Origin of the sequence: Methanoplanus endosymbiosus (assembly GCF_024662215.1) — an archaeon.
Lineage (GTDB): Archaea > Halobacteriota > Methanomicrobia > Methanomicrobiales > Methanomicrobiaceae > Methanoplanus > Methanoplanus endosymbiosus.
The window spans coordinates 1,627,598-1,653,271 of the sequence record NZ_CP096115.1; the positions used below are offsets into that span (position 1 = coordinate 1,627,598).

20 protein-coding genes and 1 tRNA gene are annotated in these 25,674 nt (G+C 43.5%); 14 read left to right on the plus strand and 7 right to left on the minus strand.

Annotation, left to right across the window (positions count from 1 at the left end; all coding sequences use genetic code 11):
* Positions 1–79 precede the first annotated feature (79 nt).
* Positions 80–1,483 carry a lysine 2,3-aminomutase gene (gene kamA / locus L6E24_RS07150; RefSeq protein WP_257741307.1) on the plus strand — a complete coding sequence of 468 codons (1,404 nt, stop codon included), beginning with the start codon at positions 80–82 and terminating at the stop codon, positions 1,481–1,483.
* A complete protein-coding gene (gene ablB, locus L6E24_RS07155) occupies positions 1,470–2,315 on the plus strand; it encodes a putative beta-lysine N-acetyltransferase (protein ID WP_257741308.1) in 846 nt (281 codons plus the stop codon). The genes kamA and ablB overlap by 14 nt, the downstream gene beginning before the upstream one ends.
* Before the next feature lie 13 nt (positions 2,316–2,328).
* Here ablB and L6E24_RS07160 read toward each other — a convergent pair whose 3' ends face one another.
* On the minus strand, positions 2,329–2,736 hold the full coding sequence (locus L6E24_RS07160; protein ID WP_257741309.1) for a hypothetical protein: 408 nt from the start codon (positions 2,734–2,736) through the stop codon (positions 2,329–2,331).
* 185 nt (positions 2,737–2,921) lie between these two features.
* On the opposite strand from L6E24_RS07160, the gene argF reads away from it, so the two are divergent.
* The 7 genes from argF to L6E24_RS07195 all read left to right on the plus strand — a co-directional run bounded on the left by argF (position 2,922) and on the right by L6E24_RS07195 (position 11,219).
* A complete protein-coding gene (gene argF, locus L6E24_RS07165; protein ID WP_257741310.1) occupies positions 2,922–3,968 on the plus strand; it encodes an ornithine carbamoyltransferase in 1,047 nt (348 codons plus the stop codon).
* Positions 3,965–4,915 carry a carbamate kinase gene (gene arcC, locus L6E24_RS07170; protein WP_257741311.1) on the plus strand — a complete coding sequence of 317 codons (951 nt, stop codon included), beginning with the start codon at positions 3,965–3,967 and terminating at the stop codon, positions 4,913–4,915. Before argF ends, arcC begins: the two co-directional genes overlap by 4 nt.
* Positions 4,912–6,243, plus strand: coding sequence for an arginine deiminase (locus L6E24_RS07175; RefSeq protein ID WP_257741312.1), 1,332 nt, complete (start codon positions 4,912–4,914; stop codon positions 6,241–6,243). Before arcC ends, L6E24_RS07175 begins: the two co-directional genes overlap by 4 nt.
* A 150-nt stretch (positions 6,244–6,393) precedes the next feature.
* Positions 6,394–6,478, plus strand: a tRNA-Ser gene (locus L6E24_RS07180).
* 145 nt (positions 6,479–6,623) lie between these two features.
* Complete coding sequence (locus L6E24_RS07185) at positions 6,624–7,859, plus strand: SLC13 family permease (RefSeq protein ID WP_257741313.1); 1,236 nt, start codon at positions 6,624–6,626, stop codon at positions 7,857–7,859.
* Positions 7,860–8,179: 320 nt separating this feature from the next.
* Entirely contained in the window at positions 8,180–9,433 is a 1,254-nt protein-coding gene (locus L6E24_RS07190) for a YIP1 family protein (RefSeq protein WP_257741314.1), read from the plus strand.
* Positions 9,434–9,527: 94 nt separating this feature from the next.
* Positions 9,528–11,219: a PKD domain-containing protein gene (locus tag L6E24_RS07195; RefSeq protein ID WP_257741315.1), complete on the plus strand. Its 1,692-nt coding sequence runs from the start codon at positions 9,528–9,530 to the stop codon at positions 11,217–11,219.
* 91 nt (positions 11,220–11,310) lie between these two features.
* On the opposite strand, the gene L6E24_RS07200 is transcribed toward L6E24_RS07195, so the two are convergent.
* The 3 genes from L6E24_RS07200 to L6E24_RS07210 all read right to left on the minus strand — a co-directional run bounded on the left by L6E24_RS07200 (position 11,311) and on the right by L6E24_RS07210 (position 14,365).
* The gene (locus L6E24_RS07200; RefSeq protein WP_257741316.1) at positions 11,311–13,308 is read right to left on the minus strand and encodes a response regulator; all 1,998 of its coding nucleotides are present in this window, start codon (positions 13,306–13,308) and stop codon (positions 11,311–11,313) included.
* Positions 13,309–13,414: 106 nt separating this feature from the next.
* Positions 13,415–13,861: a universal stress protein gene (locus L6E24_RS07205; protein ID WP_257741317.1), complete on the minus strand. Its 447-nt coding sequence runs from the start codon at positions 13,859–13,861 to the stop codon at positions 13,415–13,417.
* 285 nt (positions 13,862–14,146) lie between these two features.
* Positions 14,147–14,365, minus strand: coding sequence for a hypothetical protein (locus tag L6E24_RS07210; RefSeq protein ID WP_257741318.1), 219 nt, complete (start codon positions 14,363–14,365; stop codon positions 14,147–14,149).
* A 156-nt stretch (positions 14,366–14,521) separates the two neighbouring features.
* Between L6E24_RS07210 and L6E24_RS07215 the strand changes: the two genes are divergently transcribed.
* The 5 genes from L6E24_RS07215 (at position 14,522) to L6E24_RS07235 (ending at position 21,014) form a co-directional block, all read left to right on the plus strand.
* Positions 14,522–15,472: an ATP-binding cassette domain-containing protein gene (locus L6E24_RS07215; RefSeq protein WP_257741319.1), complete on the plus strand. Its 951-nt coding sequence runs from the start codon at positions 14,522–14,524 to the stop codon at positions 15,470–15,472.
* A 17-nt stretch (positions 15,473–15,489) separates the two neighbouring features.
* Positions 15,490–16,329, plus strand: coding sequence for an ABC transporter permease (locus L6E24_RS07220; RefSeq protein WP_257741320.1), 840 nt, complete (start codon positions 15,490–15,492; stop codon positions 16,327–16,329).
* A gap of 188 nt (positions 16,330–16,517) precedes the next feature.
* Positions 16,518–18,281 (plus strand): ABC transporter ATP-binding protein, encoded by a 1,764-nt coding sequence (locus tag L6E24_RS07225; RefSeq protein ID WP_257741321.1) that lies wholly within the window; start codon positions 16,518–16,520, stop codon positions 18,279–18,281.
* A complete protein-coding gene (locus L6E24_RS07230; RefSeq protein ID WP_257741322.1) occupies positions 18,278–20,083 on the plus strand; it encodes an ABC transporter ATP-binding protein in 1,806 nt (601 codons plus the stop codon). The genes L6E24_RS07225 and L6E24_RS07230 overlap by 4 nt, the downstream gene beginning before the upstream one ends.
* Before the next feature lie 10 nt (positions 20,084–20,093).
* A complete protein-coding gene (locus L6E24_RS07235) occupies positions 20,094–21,014 on the plus strand; it encodes a polyphosphate kinase 2 family protein (RefSeq protein WP_257741323.1) in 921 nt (306 codons plus the stop codon).
* A 117-nt stretch (positions 21,015–21,131) separates the two neighbouring features.
* Here L6E24_RS07235 and L6E24_RS07240 read toward each other — a convergent pair whose 3' ends face one another.
* The 3 genes from L6E24_RS07240 to L6E24_RS07250 all read right to left on the minus strand — a co-directional run bounded on the left by L6E24_RS07240 (position 21,132) and on the right by L6E24_RS07250 (position 25,658).
* A complete protein-coding gene (locus L6E24_RS07240) occupies positions 21,132–23,171 on the minus strand; it encodes a serine hydrolase domain-containing protein (protein ID WP_257741324.1) in 2,040 nt (679 codons plus the stop codon).
* A 447-nt stretch (positions 23,172–23,618) separates the two neighbouring features.
* Positions 23,619–23,759 carry a hypothetical protein gene (locus tag L6E24_RS07245; RefSeq protein WP_257741325.1) on the minus strand — a complete coding sequence of 47 codons (141 nt, stop codon included), beginning with the start codon at positions 23,757–23,759 and terminating at the stop codon, positions 23,619–23,621.
* Between the two features lie 477 nt (positions 23,760–24,236).
* Positions 24,237–25,658 carry a response regulator gene (locus L6E24_RS07250; protein WP_257741326.1) on the minus strand — a complete coding sequence of 474 codons (1,422 nt, stop codon included), beginning with the start codon at positions 25,656–25,658 and terminating at the stop codon, positions 24,237–24,239.
* Between the last annotated feature and the right edge of the window lie 16 nt (positions 25,659–25,674).

Consider the following 25,674-nt stretch of genomic DNA (forward strand, 5'->3'; position numbering starts at 1 on the left):
CTAAGGCAGTACAGGTATTTTAAGAGTCACGCTTTTTCAGCGGCATATGAATTCCGGAATTCAGGATCTGTATTAGCCTGTGCAGGATTTAGATACTCAAAACAGAGATTTTCCGGAAATATCAGATCTAATTATAAAAATCAGAGAAGGAGAAGAAGAGACAATGACAGTATATTCAGAAAACCAGGAAAAAATGGGCAGAATAATTGATTCAAAGGTAACAAAATCCAAGTGGAGGGACTGGAAATGGCAGATTGCACATTCAATAAAAGACCTGGAGACTTTTGAGAAAGTCACCGGTGTGAGATTCACAGATGAAGAGAGAGAGTCTTTCAAAAAGACAACAGAAAAATTCCCGTTCAGCACAACGCCATATTATGCCTCACTGATAGATGCCGATAACTTCAGAAATGATCCCGTATTTATGCAGGCCTTTCCTTCAGAATCCGAACTTATCATTGACAAAAAATGTGAGATGTCCGATCCTCTCGCCGAGGAGAAAGACAAACCTGTAGACTGCATAACCCATAGATATCCGGACAGAGTGCTCTTTACCGTGAGCAATGTCTGTGCAATGTACTGCCGTCACTGTACAAGAAAGAGAAAAGTCGGGGATCAGGACTCAGTACCGGGAAGAGATAAGATTAAGGCAGGAATTGAATATATAAGAAATAATCCGGCTATAAGGGATGTTCTGCTCTCCGGCGGGGATCCGCTCATGCTCTCTGACAGCTATCTGGACTGGATATTGTCCGAAATAAGGGCAATACCGCATGTTGAGATCATAAGAATTGGTTCAAGGGTGCCTGTTGTTCTTCCGTACAGAATTACGGAAGAACTGATCAGCGTCATAAACAGGTACCATCCGGTCTGGCTCAACACCCATTTCAACCACCCAAAAGAGATTACTGCATCGTCAAGACTGGCCTTAAAAATGCTTGCAGATGGTGGAATTCCGCTTGGAAACCAGTCAGTTCTGCTTGCAGGTATAAACGACTGCCCAAGAATTATGAAAGCCCTCAACCAGAAACTTGTGTACAACCGTGTGAGGCCGTATTATATGTACCAGTGTGATCTCTCAGAAGGGCTCACCCATTTCAGAACACCTGTCGGAAAGGGCATTGAGATAATTGAAAGCCTGATTGGGCATACAAGCGGCCTTGCAGTGCCGACATATGTTATTGATGCACCGGGAGGCGGAGGAAAAATTCCGGTTATGCCAAACTACCTCATATCCTGGTCCACCAATAAAGTTATTCTCAGGAATTATGAAGGGGTTATCACAACCTACAAAGAGCCTGACAGCTATGAGCAGATTTACTGTGACCGCAACTGTGAGGACTGCCAGCTTCAGCTGATGCTTGACGATGCAGACGAGTCAAAAGCCGTGGGCGTTGAAATGCTGCTGTCCGATTATGACAGAACCATCTCGCTTGTGCCTGAGAACAATGAGAGGATGGAAAGAAGAAATGAGACCCGATGATCTCAAAAAAATCGGAAACTCTCTCATTCAGCACGGAAAATTAAACAGCCGTGTTTATATCATGAAGATGGGTGAAGATGACCCGTCCGCTCTCATATCAAAGGTAGAGGTTCTTGCCCGTAAAAATGGTTACGGGAAGATATTCGGAAAAATTCCGGAGGAAAAAGCCGGTTATTTCAGAGATGCAGGATATATAAAAGAGGCTTTTGTCCCGGAATTTTTCAGCGGCAGGGAAAATGCCGTATTTCTCTCCAGATATCTCACTGATGAGAGAAAAATCAGTAAAACCTGTGTAACAGAAGACGAAATTCTCAGAGAATGCCTTGAGAAGAATGGGAAAAAAAGAGAGAATAAATCCCTTCCGGAAGGGCTTGCAGTCAATATTGCAGGAGAGGAGGAGATCTTACCCTTATGCAGACATTTTGCAGGTGTGTTTGAGACCTACCCCTTCCCTGTAGATGACCCTGATTTTATCAGGAAGTCCATCGATGAAGGAACAGTCTACCTCACTGTAAAAAGAGGTGAGGAGATAATTGCCGCAGCATCTGCTGAAACAGATTATGATAACAAAAATGCCGAGATGACCGACTTTGCTGTAAGCCCGTCAGCACGCGGGATGGGAATAGCAGGATATCTTCTCCAAAAGATGGAGGAGATAATGAAAGAGAGAGGCATCAGACATTACTATACAATTGCAAGGGCACTTGAGGCACCGATGAATTATACATTTGCAGGTGCAGGCTACTCATATGCCGGAAGGCTCCTCAATAACACAAATATATGCGGCAGTTTTGAGAGCATGAATGTCTGGTATAAATCAGATAGAAAATAAAATCAGTTCAATATTATCTGCTCTGTGAAACAGCAGATAAAGCCTCCCCTGCAAAATCAAAGTAGGAATGCACAAACTGGAATACAAGTGCAACTGCGTAGATTAACAGGAGAAATATTAGCATAAGAACAAGATACCATTTTTTATCCCGGACTCCGTGTATTATCTCCGAAATAAGCGGCACTGCGGGAATAGCAACAAAAACTATCAGAAATATGGCAAACATCAGAAATACACTCATCCGGGCACCAATCAGGTCAGAACCGCCATAAAGAAATTCAAACCCGGCAGCGAATATAGTCTTGTAGCTTAGTATGGTTGCAATTAATAATAGGCCAAAGAAAGAGGAGTATGACCCGACAATACCTATATCTTCTTTGTCAAGGGAGAAATTTTTTGAAAAACCCGGTTTACTTTTCATCAGATACTGTTATTTCAGCCGGAATTTAAATATTTCACGATTATAGATATAAACATACGGAGAATTCCGCCCCCGGATGATTACGATATATTTATGACTGAATTTGACCTAACCATTAAAATTAAATTCAACATTACTTTTTACAAAAAAATGCCGGAAACAGATAATGGCACCGGACAATAAAAATGTCAGAGATAAACAATACAAAAGAAAAAATCAGAGAGACTGTACGTCACCAGAGTTTTACCAAGCTTCTTGATTTCTCAGGTGAGGATATCCTTTATTTAATTGACCTTTCAAAGGAGATTAAACAGGCAAACCTTGAGAAAAAAGAGAAAAAATATCTCAGCGGCAGAAAGATTGCCCTGATATTTGAAAAAAATTCTACAAGGACACGCTGTGCCTTTGAAACGGCAGCATATGACCAGGGGGCTAATGTCACATTTTTAGGCCCGGACGCATCACAGCTTGGCAAAAAGGAGTCCATAAAGGACACCGCAAGAGTGCTGGGACGACTTTACGATGCAATAGAATACAGGGGTTTTTCACAGGAGAATGTAGAGATTTTAGCGGATTTTGCCGGAGTTCCGATCTACAACGGGCTGACAGATGAGTTTCATCCAACACAGATTATGGCAGATCTGCTTACCATTACCGAACATTCAGATAAGCCCTTAAACGAGATTAAGCTCTGCTACCTGGGAGACGGCAGGAATAATGTTGCCAATTCACTTCTGGTCGGCGGTGCGAAACTTGGCATGGACATCAGGATTTGCAGCCCGAAAACTCTGCGCCCCGCAGAATATCTGGTCGAAGAATGTTCACAGATTGCTGCATCCACCGGAGCAAAGCTTAGCCTTACAGAGAATATTGAGGAAGCAGTCAATGGTGCAGATTTCCTCTATACAGATGTATGGGTATCAATGGGTGAGCCTGAAGATGTATGGAATGAGAGAATTTCCCTTCTTCTGCCATACCAGATAAATATGGATGTTATTGGGAAGACCAATAACCCAAATGTGCTCTTTATGCACTGCCTGCCGGCATTTCATAACCGGGATACCATTACCGGGGAAGAGATCTATGAGAAGACAGGGCTTGAATGCCTGGAAGTGTCCGATGATGTATTTGAATCAGAGCGTTCCATCGTCTTTGATCAGGCAGAAAACAGGATGCACACAATAAAAGCAATAATGATTGCCACACTCTCCAATTATCCGGATATTTCATGAGAATTGTAATTGCACTCGGTGGAAATGCACTCCTGAAGAGAGGAGAACCAATGACCGCCGAAGTGCAGAGGAGAAATATCAGGGAAGCAGCAGTGGCTATTGCCCCTCTTGCAGACGAACATGAGATCATCATTACGCACGGAAACGGCCCTCAGGTAGGACTTCTTGCCCTTCAGTCAGAGTGCCTGAAAGATTCCGGCTCATACCCTCTTGATGTGATAGGTGCCGAAAGCGAGGGGATGATCGGCTATATGATAGAGCAGGAACTTGGAAATGTTCTGCCTGAAGACAAGCCGATTGCCACCATTCTAACTATGGTTGAGGTTGATCCTGATGACCCTGCCTTTCTTAATCCCACCAAATTTGTAGGTGGTATTTATTCTGAGAGCGAAGCAGCCAAAATTCCGGATGAAAAAAACCAGATCTTCAAAAGGGACGGTGATTATTTCAGAAGGGTTGTCCCGTCACCTGCACCCCTGAGAATCTTTGAGATTAAGCCGATAAGATGGCTCATTGAGAAAGGAGTTGTTGTGATCTGTGCGGGAGGAGGGGGAATTCCCACTGCCTTTAAAGACGGAAAAAACTGTCTCGCCGGTGTTGAAGCAGTCATTGACAAGGATCTTGCAGCCGAACTCCTTGCAGAGGAGATTAACGCCGATCTCCTGATTATGGCCACTGATGTCGGGAATGTCTGCATTAATTTCAGGGAGGCAGATGAAGAGAGAATCGGGTTAATCAGCGCCTCAAAGCTGAAAGAATACTCATTTCCGGCAGGATCAATGGGGCCGAAGGTTGAGGCAGCAGTTAAATTTGCAGAAAATACCGGCAGAATTGCTGTCATAGGGGCCTTAAAGGATATAGACAGAATTGCAAAAGGAGAGGCAGGAACGGTTGTTCTGCCATCCTCTGACTGCATGCCGGAATTTATTGAACATGTGGGATTATGAGGAAATTCGGAGTTTTCTCAGAGGCCGGCAGGCTCAGAAAAGTGCTTATGCACAGGCCAGATATTGCTGTATCAAGACTGACACCAAAAAATCGTGAGAGATATCTCTTTGATGAAACTTTATGGGTCAGCAGGGCCTGTGAAGAGCATGACAGTTTTGCTGCTGAGATCAAAGCCGATGGTGCGGAGGTTATGTATCTTCATGATCTTCTGACTGAAACGGTCCTAAAAAACCCTTCTGCCCGCAGCAGAATGATTGATGTAATCCTGAAGGAGGGGAATGCCGGAGTATCCATTAAGGAAAAACTGAAAGATTTTCTGCTGGATCTGGAGCCGGAGATTCTCTCAGGCCACCTTACAGGAGGGCTCATGGTCAGTGAGGCCGAGGAAGAAACAGATTGTAGTTTCAGAGAGCATTCACTTGTCGGGGCACTTAAAGGGGATGACTCATTTCTTATTCCGCCTCTTCCCAATTCACTATATACCAGAGACCCTTCAACGTGGGTTTATAGCGGAGTACTTCTCAATGTCATGAAGCACCCGGCGAGATGGCGTGAAGTGCTAAATACCGCCCTTATCTGTTATTCCCACCCGGAATTTCAGGGAGGTGGTTTTGAGGTCATATTTCCGGCGAGCAGTCCCGATCTAATATTTGAGGGTGGCAAACTCTGGAATTTTTCTGCCGAGGGCGGCGATATTATGCCAATCGGAAACCGGACTGTTCTTGCCGGAATTAGCGAGAGAACTGATACACAGATGATTGAAAGGATAGCATCGGCCCTGTTCAGGAACGGAGAAGTTGAGAGAGTAATTGCATGCAGTATCGGCAGAGACAGGTCGCACATGCACCTCGATACAGTCTTTTCAATGCTTGACTACGGGACTGTGACTGTATTTCCGGAAGTGACAGAGAGGGCAGATACGTGGATTATCACTCCTGAAAGAGAGGGTGAAGCCGGAGAAGAACCGGAATCACTGAGCAGAAATAATTCCGGAAAAGAGAGAGGCGCAGAAGGCAATGGTGAAATATTCAGGGTTGAAAAGGCAGAGAGCTTCATAAAAGCTGTTGAAGATGCCCTCGATTCCGGAGGGCTGAATGTGATACCAACAGGTGGGGACTCATTTATGGCCAGAAGGGAGCAGTGGGACGAGGGAAACAATGTCTTTGCTTTGCGCCCCGGAAAGGTGATAGCCTACGAGAGAAATGCCTCCACAAACAGCAGTTTCAGAAAGGAGGGCATTGATGTGATAGAAATTTCCGGATCAGAACTGTCAAGGGGAAGGGGCGGCACACACTGTATGACATGCCCCCTCTCAAGGGATGCTTAGAGACAGAGAAACAGGGGGACAGGAGATGATCCGGCCATCTCAATAGCGTTATCCTTATGTCAGGAGAACGCCAATATTAACTGCATAACCCAGGCAGGTTTGTCAGATAAAAAGAGATAATAACTGCATTCTGCCGGTTGTTTACTTTTTGCCGAGATTGTCTAGTCCGGAAAGGCGGGGGCCTCGAAAGCCTCTGGTGCTCTGCACCGCGAGAGTTCAAATCTCTCTCTCGGCGCTCAATTTTGAAGAATTATACCTATTCTGCCAGAGGCAATTAATTTCATCAGTCCTGAAATACCTCAGATAACCTGAAATAGATCTGAGCCTGAACTTAATTTACGACAACTCCAGCAGTAATTCCGGTTGCAGTCCTCTGTATAGTGCTTGTCCTGATCGCAGTCAGGAACACAACAGGAGAAAGATTAGGTTTTAAGCCGGGAATCTGGCAGATAATGCTTGGCGGAGCAGTTGCTGTCATCATCACAGGACAGATAAGTCCGGTTGAGGCCGCTTATGCCATAAATCCGGATGTGATGATATTTCTCTTCGGGATGTTTGTTGCAGGCGAGGCTATCTGCCGGAGCGGATCTCTGATACTGTTCTCTGAAAAATTATTCAGGAGAGAGATGAGTATGAATATCCTCATAATCATGCTCATTACAGTAACCGGTCTTCTCTCTGCCATACTGATGAATGACACAGTTGCAATTATCGGGACATCGTTTGTCCTTTATCTCTCCCAAAAATACAATATATCCCCGCCAATGCTGCTTTTAACCCTTGCATTCTCTGTCACAACCGGAAGTGTGATGAGTCCTGTCGGAAACCCGCAAAACCTGCTTATCGCGGTTGAGGGCGGCCTTGAAAATCCCTTCCTTACATTCATTGAATATCTTGCAGTCCCGTCACTACTGAGCCTCATTATAATTTTTGCAGTCATCAGACTGCTGTACCCTGAAGAGTTCAGGAAATGCATAATTCCGGTAAAATCTGACAGATCAGAATTCACTCCGGATAATCCACTTCTCCGGCTGACAAAAATCACAATCAGCCTCATATGCGGTATGATCCTTCTGAAAATCGGACTTATACTATTTAATACCGGAATTACATTGCCGCTCACTGCAATTGCAGTTGCTGCTGCACTGCCCATACTTCTCTTTTCACCGGAAAGATTCAGAATTCTCAGAAATATCGACTGGGAGACACTCATATTCTTTGCAGCACTCTTTGTTCTGATGCAGAGCGTCTGGAATACCGGGATAATTCAGAACAGTGTGGACTGTATGCCGTATTCAATCACAGAACCGGATATTATATTTCTCCTTGGCCTGACCGTAAGCCAGATCATATCCAATGTCCCCTTTGTGGCACTCACACTGCCGTTTTTCTCTGGAGAAGCAGCAACAGATGCAGGGCTTATGGCCCTTGCAGCCGGGAGTACACTTGCGGGAAATCTTCTCATATTAGGGGCTGCAAGCAACATCATAATAATACAGAATGCCGAAAAAGAAGGAAGAACACTCAGATTTATTGAATTTGCAAAGGCAGGAATTCCGCTTACAGTTCTTCAGACAGTTGTATTTTTAATCTTTTTTGCAGTAATGAGATATTGAGTTATCAGGGAACAGAACGTAACTGAAATTATCAACATGTTTATTATACCATGAGTGTTAATTTTTTTATAGCAAATGTAAAATATACATTACACATCAGAATTAACCTGTGGCAAAATGATAATTCTGCCTGAGAAGAAGGTGATGAAACGACACTTCATTTAAATGCTAATGAGTATCTAATCCTTGAAAATATAAATATTAATGTTAAAAATATTAGTTTTTGGCTTAATCTTACAGACAGAAGACTTGTTCTTATACCCGCAGGGGAGAATAAATCAGATCATATCGAAATTCCGGTTCCGGTAATATATTCAGTAATGCCCAAATCAGGAATTTACGAAGAACCGTCATTATCAGTATCATTTAATGCCCCGGACGGCTCGAAGAAGAGAATTATCCTGACTTTCCCCGGACATACCGGGGAAAATGAGAGCGCCCATCTGAAAAACGAAATTGAGAATATTATATACCATTACCGGAAGTCCGGTGCAGGAAATAATCAGATTCGCACGCCCGGTTATTCACCGGAATATTCTGTAAACCAGAGCCGGCCACGAACAGGAATGGGACAGTACAATGATGCAGACAGGCAGTACCCACATAATTACCAGAGAGATCCTTTCCAGGCAAATACAGGCGATTATTCTCCGGAACCACAATACTCCAGATCGTGTGAAATTCCCTATAATGAGAGAAGAACCGCAAATCAAAAGAATCCATCCATAAACAGAGGCCAGGCTGAAAGCTACGGCAGTTATGGCAATAAGAACCATTACTCCGGACAGACAGGGAGGGATGAGTATGATTCATATGATTACGAATCAAAGAGCAGTTCTTACGGCTATGAAAAGGATGATTATGATTATCGCACATCTGAAGAATATACCCGCCCTGCCAAAAGAACAAAGCAGAAAAAAGTAAAAACACCACGCCCAAAACGAAGAAGAAACAGAAATACGGACATTCTGGGCGGGACATATTCCGGAGGCCTTGCAGGCAGTGATTCATTAATTGGCACACTGATTGGTCTCATTATCTCCCCTGACCAGACATTCAGCAGTAACAGACGAAAGGAGCTTATTGAAGCAGTTCCGGTAATGGTAATATCACTGGGACTTTTTGCATTGCTCAGTTCAGTCATTCTTGGAATGATGGCTTCATCCTCCCCCACTGCCCATCCTGAACTGTCTGCACTTACTGACTTTGGCACACTCATATTCATTGTCATTGAAAGTGTAATATTTGGTTCTCTTGCAATATTTTTATGCGGAATAATACTGTACTTTGTTGGGTCATACGAAGGATTCAATAACGACATGCAGGATTATATTAAGGTTGCAGCATATTCATCGGCCCCGTTTGCATTAGCCGGAATAATTCCACTCTTTGGAATAATAATCGCTCCGGTCTGGAGTATTATACTTCTGATAAAAGGCCTTTGTGAGAACCATTCAATGAATCAGAACCAGGCCATGTTTGCAGTATTTATTATGATTTTAGTCTTTGCAATGTTATTCTTCATGTTCATAATTCTTGGAGAAGACAATTTCTCAGTATTCGGAAACTCATAGATTAAAAAATACTAACCACAATAATCCAACTGAATTCGGCACTAAAATCAGAATATCATATGAATAACACCATATAAAGAGGCGCAGTGAAAAAATGAAGATTAACAGAATCTATGTATTGTTCATATTCATAGTATTATCCGCAGCATTACTAATTTCCCCTGCTGCTGCGGACGGTAATGAAACAGAAACAAATACAACTGTCACAAATACAACAGTCACATCAACGATAAGTTCAGACATCTCAGCCGGGAGCACATGGGATAATTATCTTGTATTAACTTATTCCGGATCAATTAACGGTGGAACTGCTGACTCATGGGAATGGAATTTCGGTGATGACAGCGGCACTTCGACCACCCAGTCAGGCACATATACCTACTCTGAAACAGGAAGTTATACAGTTTCACTTACTGTAACATCCTCAGACAGTGAAATTACGGATGCAACCATAGACGATTCAGTTACTATCAGTGAACCTGATTTTAATGCTTCAGCAGATATAGAAATGAGCGAAAGTTCTCTCTTAATTGATTACGATAGCACAACTGAAGGAGCAGAATCATGGGAGTGGGACTTTGGGGACGGTGAAGGCACATCAACATATGAGAGCGGCTCATATACATACGATGATACGGGAACTTATCAGGTAACCCTTACAGCAACAAGTCCCGCGGGTGATACTGACACATATTATGAATATATAACCTTCAGTGCAGCACCAGAGGCCTGCTTTACGGTTGACAATACTACAGGGAGTTCACCATTATATGTCGAATTTACCGATGATTCTGAGGAAAATCCCTACACGGGTGAAGACATCGTTGAATGGTACTGGGAATTTGGTGATGACGATGGCTCATACTATCACGCCTATGAAGATGACGATGATGATCCGGACACCTCATTTACCTTTGAAGATGAGGGCACATATACCGTAACCCTGACTGTCACTGATGACGATGATGAAGAAGACACCTACGAAGTTGAGATCGTTGTTGACGACGACGTTTCACCGGAGGCCGACTTCTCAGTGGATGACGATTATGATACTGAAGGAAGTGCTCCTCTCACAGTAGCATTCGTTGATGAATCAGATGAGTCTGATGATACCGGTGCTGAAATTATTGCATGGTACTGGGTAATCTACGATGAGGACGGTGACAAGTATGACTATTCAACTGCGCAGGATCCTGAATTCACTTTTGAAGATGAAGGTGAATATACAGTCACTCTGACAGTTACCGACGAAGAAGGTATGTCTGATACCGAAACTAAGGAAGATTATATTGAAGTCACCCTGGACCTTTCTGCAACATTTACGGCCTCTCCCACATCCGGCTACAAGCCCCTGACTGTAAACTTCTACGCGACTGACGGGAGCGACAATGAATATGATATTGATTACTATTACTGGTACTTCGGTGACGGCTTAACCAATCTTGGAAGCGATGACAGCCCCAGCCACACTTATACATCACCCGGAACATATGATGTAAAACTGATTGTTATTGATGAAAAAGACAACAGATATACTTACGAAAGAGACAACTACATCGTAGTTACGGGTACAAATACAGTCACCACAACCCCGACTGCCACAGTAACTCCAACGCCCCAGGCAACGGAATCGGCAGATGATACATTACTGGCAGTCTCTTCATCAGCAGGAACAAAGATATTCGGCCTTCCCGGAACAGAATATTTCAGGACTGAAATTACCAGATTCCATGAATTTTACAGTGAATATCTCAGCCTTATCACTGGGGTCTTTGGGATGAAATAATAATTCAGTCTATTATAAATCAATTTTTAAATAATATGCTACAGACTGAAAAATAAGCGATGGCAGACCAATCTTAAGCATCGGTATATGTTCAGCAATCTTCCGGAGAGAAACAGAACCGGCATACTGTCCCGCCCTCATCCGGAGATTCAAATACCAGTTCACCGTCAAGCTGCATCCTGACGATATTTTTCACAAGGGAAAGACCAAGTGAGTTTGTATTTTCCGGATCAAATGTTTTTTTCATGCCGACACCGTCATCCCTGACTACAACACAGATCTTATCATCTTCTTTTCCGGCATAAATAGAAATAATTCCCTTTTCCCTGCCGGAAAAAGCATACTTTATTGAATTTGTGAGCAGTTCATTCACAACAAGGCTTACAGGAATTGCAGTATTAAGGGCCAGTCTTATACCGCCACAGTCAACATCAAGTGAAACAGAGGCATCAGATACATAATTACTGATTATCTCCTCACCAAGAAGAGTGAAATGCCTGTCCGCATCTATATGTGAAAAATCCTCTGATTTATACAACTCCTCATGAACAGATGAAATTGAAAATATTCTCATCTCAGCATCTTTAAGGCTGTTCTTAATGTCATTGTTCTCAACATTCCTGCCCTGCATTGAAAGAAGGGAATTGACTATTGCAAGATTATTCTTAACCCTGTGATGTACTTCCTGAAGCAGTATGGTCTTCTCATCAAGTGACCTCTTTATCTCATCACGGGCATGAATCTCATCCGTAATATCCCTTGCACAACCAAGTGTCCCGATTATATTTCCGGATGAGTCAAAGAGAGGAGACTTAAATATATCCAGATAAACAGACCTCCCCCTCAAATACCCATGATCTTCATATTTAACCGGCTTTCCGGCTTCCATAACCTCAAGATCAGTTTGTACAGTCATCTCTCCGACGGTGAACCAGTCCGGATCATCAGGCCGCTCTGCTTTCGTTCTGTCAATAAAATATGTAATCGGTTTTCCCACCGGTTCATTGGTATCTGATGCAGAGAGGTACTTATCACACAATTCCCGGTTCGCAAAGGTATAACAGTTATTTCTGTCCTTTGACCAGATCATATCCGGCACATTGTCGCACATCACCCTCACAAGATTATAGAGATATTTGTATCTCTCCTCTTCATTCCGGAGATTTTTCTCAATTATTTCATGTTTAACAGCTGAACCTATCATTGATGCAGCAGCTGTAAGTGCCTCTTTTTCAGATGACGACCATATCCTTGAGTCATGGCAGTTGTCAAAACGGACTATACCCCACCACTTATCATCCAGAAAAACAGGTGCTGCCATAAAGGAAAAATCTGCCCTGAAATCTCTCTCCCCACCCCCTGATGAACTGCATCCAGGATGATTTCCGGTTACAACCGCCCCTCTCCTTAAACCGTTAAAACTCTCCTTATAGTCTTCAAAATCAGAATGTTCTGAAAATATATAAGTATCTTTTAAATCCTCGCAACCCTCTTTATGCCAGCAGTATCCCATTTTTAAATAATGCAGATCTTCATTCCCCTCCGGAAAGACAAAAATAGTAACCCTGTCAGCGCCGCTTGCAATACCAAGATTTTTTATTGCACTCTGAATATTGGTATCAAAAATATTTTCTGAGAAGAAATTGTTTGCAGACTGACATACTGCATGAAGAATCGCGTCTTTCCTTAACAGTTCCTCTTCTGCAATTTTTGCCCTGTTTTTATTAGTAACAATCTCTATAGCAGCTCTTATGTCACGGGATTTTGCCGGCTTGGAGATGAAACCGTACGGCTCTGCCTGAAGGGATTTTCTGAGAGTGGCATCATCATCATGTGCAGAGAGAAAAATTACCGGAATGTCCCTTACCTTCTTGATCTCCTCTGCAATTGAGATCCCCTCCAGACCTCCGGATGACAACTCAATATCCATAAGAATTACATCAGGAGAATTCTCTTTGACAAGCTTTAATGCAGCAACTCTCTCAGATGCAATACCGGCGATCTGATAACCCATTGACTGAAGGATTTTCTCAAGCCCATGCGCTATAAACTCAGAATCCTCTACAATTACAACTCTTGTTTTTCCCATAAGACAACCGCCTGAAAACAGCCCGCACAATTAAAACTATAACCGGACACTACAGAAAATAATTAAACACTTCCAAAAGAGAACAGTGTTTATTGTAGATTATCACTTACTTTATCACAAGGGTGGATATTTTGCTGTGGCTTATGACATGATTACTGACACTTCCAAGAATAAGCCTCTCACCAAGACCCTTACCATATGATCCAACAACAATCAGATCTACACCAATCTCTTCAGCAGTATCCAGAATGACATGCCTTGGATCTCCTTTGAGAACATGAAGTTCATAACCGATATTCTTACCTTCACAGGCTTTATTAAGGAAGCCGACAACCTTTTCTCTCTCCTTATCAAGTAAATTCTGCCTTATTTCATATGGAGACTCAACACCATCATATCCAACTTCAGATTCAATTGCCTGATAGAGGTGTTTACTCAGTACATGGACAACATGAATCTCAGTTCCTTCCCCTGCGATATCTTCCAGTGCAATTTTAAGCGCCTTATTGGATTTTGCCGAACCATCAACGGCAACAAGAATTTTTGAGAACAAATTTATAACTCTCCGGCATAGATCTAAACCCTGACAGTATTTTATATTTGTCATAAACACAGTTACGATCTAACAGGCAGATGCTGCAAATTGGACAGTATTTACCGGAAATATCACCGGAGACAGATCTCCGGGAACTTACTGTTATGAACGAAAATCAGGATTAACATAAAGGAGAAAAGATCATAAACAAACCAGAATAAAACAATTATAGGCTGAGAAATCGGGATAAAATAACGATATATCCTGAAATAAGAAATAAGGATAAAAAGGGATATAAATTATTCAGGTTTCCCATAACTTGATTGCCTTCTGCCGAATCTGAAAGAAGGAATGCTTCAGTATATATTTTTTCACTTCATTGTCACCAGCAAACTTCAGGGCCATTTCTTCAGACTCCTTAGTTCTTTTAATCAGTTCATCCATATAACTCAGAACTTCCTTTCGCAAATCAGGAGACAGTGAATTTATATTTTCCTCCATTAATTCAGGGTAGGATGACATATTATTACATCTGATTTATCCGGATATATAATTTAACCATCAATCACTAATCCGGAAAAGAGAATGCCTGTATATCAGAAGAAATATAATTGCTCAGAAAGAATATGAAAGTACAGACACCATAAAGAACAATATAAAAATAGAGAGATGCCTGAAATGTCTGATGAGAACATAATTGAAGTCAGTGGCTTAAGCCATAGTTACGGAGATCTGGAGGCAGTACATGATGTCAGTTTTTCTGTACGAAGAGGTGAAATATTCTCATTCCTTGGGCCGAACGGAGCAGGAAAGAGCACTGCAATAAATGTCCTGATAACACTTCTCAAGATACAGAGGGGAAATGTCAGAATTTCCGGATATGAACTGTCAGAAAACCCCCAGGGAGTCAGGGAATCAATTGGTATAGTCTTTCAGGAGATAACCCTTGATCGGGATATGACTGTTGAGGAGACACTTAAATTTCACGGAAGGCTGTACTCAATGACTGCTGAAGAGATTAAAAGCAGAACTGACGAACTTCTGTGCCTTGTTGAGCTGGATGGAAAAAGAGACAGGCGCACAAAGGAATTGTCAGGAGGAATGAAAAGAAGGCTGGAGATTGCAAGGGGACTTATGACGAGGCCGGACGTTTTATTCCTTGACGAGCCGACAATAGGGCTTGATCCCCAGACAAGAAGAAAGACCTGGGAATACCTAAGGGATGTCAACCGCGAAGGCACCACAATATTTCTGACAACCCATTATATGGACGAAGCCGACGTACTCTCAGACAGAATAAGTATAATTGACAACGGGAAGATTATCATCACCGGAACTCCGGCAGAACTTAAAAATAACCTCGGTGAAGATCTCATATACCTTGAAAGTTCAGATACTAAGTGTTCAAAAGAGATTCTGACTAAATTTCCGGGGGTGAAGGAGATAAAAGAGAAGGACAAAGGAATTATCCTCTCTACATACAGAGACGGGACAAGAATACTTCCGGAACTTATTAAGGTTCTTGAAGACAGTAAAATCTCAATTGAGGCGGTAAATCTCAAAAAACCATCTATGGACAATGTATTTATGCATTACACAGGAAGGGGGCTGAGGGACGGAGCTGATTAAGGCGGGGTAAAATAAATATGGCAGATCTACGGTTCATCAATATATATAAGCGCGATATGACCCGGTATTTCCGGTTTAAAACACAGCTCATCTCATCCATGCTTATGCCGGCGTTATGGCTTGCATTCTTTGGTCTGGCAATGACAGGAAATTTTGAGAGGATTATGCCTGCCGGAGATGCAGTTACGGGTGTCCCCCAGATAGACTATCTCACATTTATGTGTGCCGGAATAATTGCTGTGACAATACTCTTCACCAATATTTATGGCGGATTTTTCTTCCTTTTTGATAAGAACTGGGGCATTTTAAGGGAGATTGTGGCAAGCCCTATGCCCAGGAAAAACCTGATACTTGGCTTTTGCATGTCAGGCATTACAAAATCCTGCATACAGGCAACGATTGTCCTTGTATTTGGAATTCTGCTTGGGGTTTCCTTCTTTGGAGGATATCCGCCGCTCAGAATAATATTCTCAGTTGCAGGAATACTTCTCTTTGTCTCCCTCTTTGCTATAGCCTTCCTGTGCATCTCGGCATCCATTGCCCTCAGGATGGACTCGGCAGAGGGATTTCAGGGAGTTACAACTCTCCTTACCATGCCACTCTTCTTCATGTCAAACGCCCTTTATCCGACAAGCGGCATGCCCGGCATTCTGGAGACGGCTTCGGATTTTAATCCGCTTACTCACCTGACAAACGGAATCAGGTATTTTGCCATAGGTGATGACTTTACAGCAATAGGGACGCACTTTGTATATTCAACAGGGGACATTATAATCTCATTTGCATTTCTGGTTGTATTCGCACTCATAATGTTTGCAATTGCCTTAAAAACGGTTGAGAGTATTATAGTGACATAAAGATCTCATCCGGCAGTATGCAGATGATATTTCAGCAATAGATATCAGGCAGTGCCGGATTGTGGATCAATATAAATACATCTTATTTTAAGTCTATACCATGGGACCAGTATTTTTCCGGGATGTAAATGTACCAGCATACCCATACCGGGGATATTTAATAAACCGTCCGTGGGGGGACGATAACAGTGGCGTTACTTCCTAATCTCCGCCGGATGATGATCATCTACAGAGGGAACTGGAAATGGATAGCCCTCTCACAGATATTTGTTCTGCTCAGTGCATTCTTCATGCTCCTGATTCCGGTTCAGATTGCAACGCTTATCAATCTCGGAGTAATCACTGGCAATATCAGCGTCATTGTGGACAGCGCACTCACCATGCTCTTTTTTGCAATTCTTGCAGGGGCTTTTGCTATGGCAAACCTCTATGTGGCAGCACTTGTAGGAGAGGGCACAGCCCATTACCTCCGGACAATAGTCTATGAAAAGATTCAGACCTTTTCTTTTGGCAATCTTGACACCTACCCGGTAGGTGAGATGCTTGTGAGGCTCACAAATGACATCTACCAGATCAATATGGCTGCCAATTATGCAACACGCTACATGCTCTACGCACCATTCATGATCCTCATAGCACTCGTCTTTGTCTATATAGGAAGTCCGTCTCTTGTCTGGATATTTCTGCTGGTTATTATTATAACAGCAGTTCTTTTCGGAGTTATATCACTGGTGCTTCAGAAACAGTACCAGGAGCGTCAGAGAACACTGGATGCAGAGAATAATGTACTGCAGGAGGATTTTGCAGGAGTCAGAGTAATCAAGTCATTTGTCATGCAGGATTATGAAAATAAACGGTTTGAAGAGAAGAACGAGAATTTCCGGCTTGCATCCCTCTCACCACTCCGCACAATGTCACTTCAGCTCCCATCAATCTTTCTGATTCTGGGACTTTCAAATGCTCTCGTCATCTGGTATGGTGGTATGCAGGTGATTGCAGGAGTCATTGAAGTAGGTGAAATTGTGGCATTTACCCAGTATTTCTTCTTCATTCTTGCCCAGCTCTGGATATTATCATATGTACTCCCACAGATTATTGCAGCGGAGGCATCAGGCGGGCGGCTGGCAGAACTGATAGATACAGTACCTACCGTTCTGAACGCACCGGATGCAGAGGCGCTCATCCCCGGAGAAATAAAAGGGCGTGTGGAATTTGAGAACGTCTCTTTCTCGTACGACGGGCCGGGCGGTAAAGAAGCAGTGAAGAATATCAGCTTCACTGCCGAACCCGGAACCACGGTTGCATTCCTCGGCCCGACAGGCTCAGGCAAATCCACACTGATCAATCTGATACCGCGTTTTTATGACACAACAGAGGGGCGTATCACGATAGACGGGCATGACATCAAAAAAATTCCGCAGGACAAACTCAGAACAATTGTAGATATCGCCCTGCAGGAATCGGTTCTCTTCTCCGGAACTATACATGAGAATATCGCCTTTGCAGATCAGGACATGACATATGAACAGGTGAGGGAAGCTTCACTGGCGGCTGATGCAGACGGTTTTGTCTCTGCCATTCCCGGAGATTATAAATCACGTGTCGCCCGTAAAGGGACAAATTTTTCCGGCGGACAAAGGCAGCGCCTCTCAATTGCCCGTGCTATTGCCCCGCACCCTAAGATCTTAATTCTTGACGACAGCACCAGTGCAGTGGATGTCGCCACAGAAAGCCGGATTCAGGCCGCCATGAGCACATTAATGAAAGAGACAACAATATTCATGGTAGCTCAGAGGATCAGCACAGTCCTGACGGCAGACACCATCATCCTGCTGGATCAGGGAGAGATTGTGGATAAAGGAAACCACTCTGAACTTATGGGCAGAAGTACACTGTATCGTGAGATATTTGAATCACAGCTCGGCGGGATACGAAAGGAGGATGTATCATGACACCTGCATCAGGGGATACACTGACATTACCAAAAGAACCTGAAGGAGCAGGGAGGATAAAATCCCTGATCCGTGTCAGCAGGTATCTCGGACTAAAGAAGATCCGTCTTGCCGCAGTGATTATCCTCTTCCTTATCGGAACAGTTTCATTCATTCTCCTTTCGGTTATGCTCGGAATTGCAGTCAATTCACTTACCGGAATAAAGACGGTGGATACCATTTATCCGGTTGTGGCAACAATGGCCGGCCTTTCAGTTCTCTCGTTCATCTGCTACTACATTGGATATTATCTCCTTGCAGATGTTATTCAGACTGCACTCTTCCGCCTGCGTCAGAACCTCTTTGAGCATATGCAGACGCTTTCGCTGAGGTTCTACGACAGGCAGCCCATCGGTGAACTTATGAGCCGGGTAACCAATGACATTGATGTTGTCACAGCCTTTTTCCAGGTGCCGCTCGGAACTCTGCTGATGGGGACATTCATGCTCATTACAACCATGGTGGCCATGTTATGGCTCAATTCATGGCTTGCCCTTGTTGCAATGGTTGCTGTTGTCCTCCTTATAGGAATTGTATGGCTTCTCGCACGGGTTGCAGGGCCGGCATTCGGGATGCTTCAGGAACGGCTGGCTGACTTAAACGGCCTGACGGAAGAGACTCTTGCCGGTGAAAAGACTATAATTGCGTACAGGCAGCAGAAAAAGATGGCAGCACGCCAGTCAGGGGTAAGTAAAGAGGCATATGAAGTTGGGGTGAAGGCACAGGTCGTTTCGCTTGTTATCAACCCGCTGACAGTCCTTGTCACAAACCTTGATGTCGGCATCGTAGCCCTCATCGGTTCGATAATGATTGTCAAAGGCGCACTGACAGTCGGAGTCCTGACGACATTTCTCTCATTAACACTGCTCTTTGTCCTTCCTATGCTCACCATCTTTGCAAATTACAACTACATCCTCTCTGCTTCTGTCAGTGCCGGACGCATATTCTCAATACTTGATGAAAAGCCCGATATTGTTGACAGACCAGGTGCAGTTGAGTTAAAGCCGGTAAAAGGGCATGTGGTCTTTAAGGATGTCAACTTCAGCTACGTTTCCGGGCGGCAAATCCTGAAAAATAATAGTTTTGAGGCTCTGCCCGGCCAGAAAATAGGGTTATGCGGACCAACCGGAGCAGGAAAGAGCACTATTATCAACATACTGACCCGGTACTATGATATCGACAGCGGCATAATAGAGATCGATGGCCAGAATATCTATGATGTAAAACAGGAGAGTCTCAGAAAGCAGATTGGCGTTGTACTACAGGAGCCGTTTCTCTTCTCCGATACGGTTATGAACAACTTAAAATACGGCAGGGACGGTGCATCCGAAGATGAATGCACTGCTGTGGCAAAGGATGCCAACTGCCACGAATTTATCACCCGCCTGCCGAAAGGCTACGATACCATCCTCTCTGACGGTGGGAGCAACCTCTCGCAGGGTCAGCGTCAGCTCCTGACGATAGCAAGAGCAATGATCGCAGACCCCCGGATACTGATACTTGATGAGGCAACAAGCAATGTAGATACCCGCACTGAGAAGAATATCCAGGCAGCACTGAGAAAATTACAGGAGGGAAGAACCAGTTTTGTGATTGCCCACCGGCTGAGCACTATAAAAGATGCACATAAGATTCTTGTCATAAACCAGGGTGAGATAGTGGAGCGTGGCACCCACGATGAGATGATGGCTGCAAAGGGATTTTACTATGATCTCTATATGAGCCAGTTCAAAGGCCGTGTTTCGGAGATTCTTTCAGAATAAAAGACAATTGATGGGAGATGAATGGATGATAAAGGAGAGAATAATAAAAAAGACGCTTGTAATACCCGGAAAAACAGTTTCTCTGAAGGATTTTGGTACAGGGTGGGCACACTACACAGAGCTGAAGGACATAACAAAAGAAGACCTGAAAAAGGCGGCAGAAGAACTGCTCGAAGAAAACCGCCAGGCTCTTGCATCTGCCCAGGAACTGTTATGGGCGAGCAATATCTACTCAGTGCTCATAGTACTGCAGGGCATGGATACTGCCGGCAAAGACGGGACAATAAGGCATGTCATGTCAGGAGTAAATCCACAGGGTGTTGATGTCAGCAGCTTTAAGGTGCCGACGCCCGAAGAGGTTGATCATGACTTTCTCTGGAGATACAGCATAAAACTGCCTTCAAGGGGAAGTATCGGGATATTTAACAGGTCTTACTATGAAGACGTGTTGGTGGTGCGTGTCCATCCGGAGATTCTTGATAGAATGAGGCTGCCACCCGGAAAAAAGAACGGTAAATTCTGGGAGGAACGCTTTGAAGATATAAATGCCTTTGAGAGGCATCTGGCTCATAACGGCACGCTGATCCTCAAATTTTTCCTGCACATTTCAAAGGAAGAGCAGAAGAAACGTCTTCTTAAACGCCTTGAAAATGTGGAAAAACACTGGAAATTCTCACAGTCAGACCTTGCTGAGCGCCAGTACTGGGACAGCTACCAGGACATATATGAAAAAATGCTTGAAAATACAAGCACAGAATATGCTCCCTGGTATGTCATACCTGCCGACTTCAAGTGGGTTGCCAGAACCCTCATCGCCGACATTATCTCAACAAAGATACAGGCCCTGGACCTTCATTATCCGGAAGTATCAGATGAGGCTATGGCAAATATCAACCGGGCAAAAACAGAGCTGAACGGTGAAAAAAAGTAATTCATAATAGCAGGACAAGTCACAATAGCCACAAAATCTCTCAAAAAAAGAGAGTTATTTTTTTACAGGACAAACTGCACCATTCCATGCCCTATAATTTTTAAAATAACATAGGAACTAAAGCCTGAATACAAAGAGATTCCAGTAATTAACCCACCATACCAGCATCAGGAGTCCAATGACAACTATGGTGTAGTGCACCCTCTGCCAGAGACTCCACCAGCGTTTCGTCCAGACCGGAATTATAAAGAGAGCTGCAATTACCGAGAGTAATGATGCAATGAGAGAAACTGTCAGAGCAGCTGCCAGGGCAGCAGGAACTGTCATGCCTTCTGCATATGATATGATTATTTCACCACTGCCCACCACCGAAGGGATGATGAAGATAATAAAGACAATGAAGAGAATGGATGCAGTTCCGGCTGTCAGACGTGCATAGAAAGGCAATGCATCACAGAGGCTCTTCTGCCCGTTTTCCTTCTCCGGTTCATCCGTATCACTCATCACAGAATTACCATCTGCATTGCCGTACGTCCGCCTGCACTCTGCCATAACAGGCCAGATCAAAGCAGTCAGAATAAGAATAAGTCCCATATTTGCCACCCAGTCAGTAAACGGAGTAGTTTCATACCAGTCCACACGCTCAAATGCAAATACCGGAATATTCTCAAGGCACATGAATTCCACATTGCCATTCTCATCCTCACGGAAGACCAAGTTGCCGGAGAATGACTTCTCACCGCCGGAGAGGGCAAAAACTCCAGGTGCCACTGCGGTGTATTCAGCCGGAGGGTTGCCGCCACGCAGCATATAGATTGAATTGTTATCTCCCGCTATGACCTCCGTCTGATCGGGCGGTGAGATGTAATATTCAAAAGTCCTGTAATTGTGCCTGGTTGACTGATAAGTTCCTGCATACTTCTGAAGGGAGGATTCAGATTCGCTCAATGTTTCATCAGCACCCTCCTCTGCCAGCCAGTAATTGTCCGCAAACGCCATCATGAGATCGTTTCTCGCCTGATTACCTCCGGGGCTATTGTAGGAGACAAAGAACCCGGCCTTTTTATCCGGATTTATGGCAATAAGGGAATGGAAAGTGTCCGTATCCCCGCCGTGGCTGATGAATCTCTCACCATTCAGCCGGGTTTCATAAAATCCAAGGCACATACTGCTGACCCTCGGATCGTTTGAAAAGGCAGGCGAGTGCATAAGAGCAGCAGTATCTCCGGAGAGTATCTCTGCACCATGCCATGTGCCGTTCTCCATATGGACTGAGATGAATTTCGCCATATCTGTCGCTGTGGAACTTATCGTCCCTGCCGGCCCTATGGTAAAGACCGTATCCGGAACAGCCACATTTTTCCCTCCCTCAAAATGATATCCGGAAGAGGTAAGTACATCATATTCAGGTGATAGAGGATAGGATATGACCGTATCATTCATCCCAAGAGGATGTAGGATATTATCGGTCACGTAACTTTTATAGGGTGTGCCGGTGACATCCTCAATGATGACAGCCGCAAGTGCTGTGCCGTAATTTGAGTATGAGGTTACTGTGCCCGGAGGATAGACCCTTGCCGGGATATTATCTCTGCAATATACCCTGAAAGAGTAAAGGTCATCTGCATCAGCAACAGACATATGAACCTCGGAGTCCTCAAAACCGGCAGAATGTGTCATCAAATCCCGCATTGTTATGGGTTCACCGGGATAGGTATCCGGAATGGAAAAATCCCTGAGATATATGTTGACATCTGCATCGAGGTCAATGACACCATCCTCAACAAGCTGCATTATAGATGTCCAGGTGAAGAGTTTGGTTATTGAACCGATATGAAAGAGTGTTTCATCAGAAATGACAGGACTTTTGCCTGCAATATCTGAATAGCCGTAACCTTTTGTGAAGACCAGTTCGCCATCCTGTACAGCAGAGACCGTTGCACCGGGGATGTTGTATTTCGCCAGCCCCACCGGTACTGCCTCGTCAAAAAATTTCTCGATATCAGTCAGACCGAAACCGGAACTGTCATTTACAGAGGGAACTGCAGCATTCACCGGGAGGCATACCAGAGAGCATATTAACAGGACAATAGCTGCAACCATGCCGGATTTTTGGAGCCATTCAGCATTATGAAATGTATGGGATAATAGAGACATCTGTATTAGTGAACTCTCTTCATTGAGAGTATTTAAAGTGTTCAGGAACTGCCCAGGCTGATATTCCGCCCCGCATAAGGAGAACAGCCTGTCCAGCGGGTTAGTTCCTCCCCTATAAGACTGGTTAGGAACTCATGAGAGAGATAAGGGTATGTGAGCAATGAAAAATAATTAAATCCTTTAGAGGCTGTTGCCCAAATTAATAAATAATATATAATCTCACAGAAATTTTATCAAAAAAAGGCTGAAAATTACTTAGTCACCAGGAACTGAACCTGCCTGAGAGAGTATAACATTCAGACAGCACCCCATAAACAGGCATACAGTTTATGGAAATAATATTGTAAATTTCGGGAAAGATTTGGGGGATGATGGAAGAACAGCCATCACCGATTGGGTTTTACTTTCCTTTTTCAATTTGCGGGCTAAAATTTAGAGGCAGGAACTTCAGTCTGCCTCATCGCGTTCCAAAACCATCATTCTGATCTCCTTTGTACCGTATTTCATAGAAGAGGAGTAATCCTGATATATACTGGTATGGTAACCAGACGGGTATTCGTCACGCTCAAGGAGATCATTGTGATCCATAGGTTTTAGAAAGCCTGAATTCTCAGATAATCCGAAATGAAACATATCCTACAAAACATAGATTTGAAAATACAGCATTTAACCTTTGTGGTAGCAGCAATCTCAGGATATGTCGCACAACCATCTAAAAAATGAATTTATTGAACCAATTCAATATTTAAGGCCTAAACACAATATTCCATCAGACAACACCACACACCATATATAGATATCCTCAGAATACAAACTCTGTAAAATTAGATGATATTATCATAAAATAAGACAGAATATGCAGATTCAATCAGATTAAATGAAATCCGAAATCTTAATCACGCGCACTAAAAAGAGATCAGCATGAAATTTACGGCAACATTCCACGTTAAAATTTAAGTCATGCCGCATCATCCGGCTGAGAAAAAATATGACTGCACAGAGAAAGGAACTGTAAATTCAGATCACGCATAAGCACAGAAGATGTTTAACAGCATGCGATATAATCTATGATTCATCAATTTTATCGAGCCTCTTCTCACTTTCATTACTAACCAGTGACTCAGTCTTATATTCGAAGAATTTTTTAATATTCTCATATTTAAGCCACATCATATCAATATCAAAGAGAATATCACCTATTTCATTACAGGACTTAAGGACATCCTTTGAATAAAATGATTTATTCATCTCAGAAATCCTCCTGATATGACCCAAAGGACCTTTAATTTTAGTGCATAGATCTGCGATCTCCTCCATATTCCTGCTGTACTCATCGACATTTTCGCTAAGAATCCTTGTTCTGTCCTCCATATCTGTCCTGAAAGTATAATCGGTGACAATGACAGCAATATGGGTCACACCGGAATTATCAGATATTGGTATAGACTCAATGGTGAGATAGCGGTTGCCCTCTCCGGTATTGAGTGTCCTCTCCCTGACAAACGTACTTCCGGTCCTGAAAGACTCAATAAGATCATATTTCCCACCAAATACCGAAGTTGGCAGAAGATCATATACAGGCTTGTCAAAATCCCTCTGATTAACACCCATAAGCCTGGAAAAAGCTCCAAAAGCCTTATTATATACAATAATTTTCAGAGAGGAATCAATTAAACAGACAGGTTCGTGGATAGCATCCGTCACAAGCCGGTAATATTTTTCAAGTTTGGACTCCCTTGATGAGAGATTGATTATCGAATCTCCGGGCACCAGTAAAATGAAGTATTCGTCATCCCTCCATTTAGAACCCGGAACAAAACCAATATTAAGTGCAACATCTATTTTTTTGCCACTTTTTGCCAGAAATTTCAGCCCGTCAATCCAGGAGAGAAGTGACTTATCATCCCCCGATTCCTTCCTTAGGGAGATCATGACCTCTTCAATCCTATCTCTGTCAAGATCAAATACAGAGAAGAAATCCCTGCCAATCGTCTCCTCACGGCTCCATCCTGTAAGTGCTTCAGCCGCAGGATTAATTCTTGTAACCGAACCATCACTCTCTATGGATATAACAGCATCAGAGACAAAGTTGAGGGTTGAGTCAACGACTTCCTCAGGTTCAACATTCTTCATAACCCTGTGCTTATGAAGGGTCATCTCAATGTTGCTGTACAGCTCCCTGTCATTGAACGGCTTTAAAATATAACCAAAGGCATTTGTCTTCAGTGCCCTTTTAAGCGTGGAATCATCCGAATGTGAGGTGAGGTAGATAACAGGGATATTATACAGAGAGTATATCCTGTCAGCTGCCTCAATACCATCCATATCCCCCTGAAGGATAATATCCATCAGAACAATATCCGGCTGAGTCCGGCCCGCAAGCTCAACCGCCTGCCTCCCTGTCTTTGCCTCTCCGACAACCTGATAGCCAAGGCCCTCAAGAGTCTCCCTTATCTCAAGTGCTACAAGACCTGAATCCTCAACCACAAGTATCTTTCTGTTG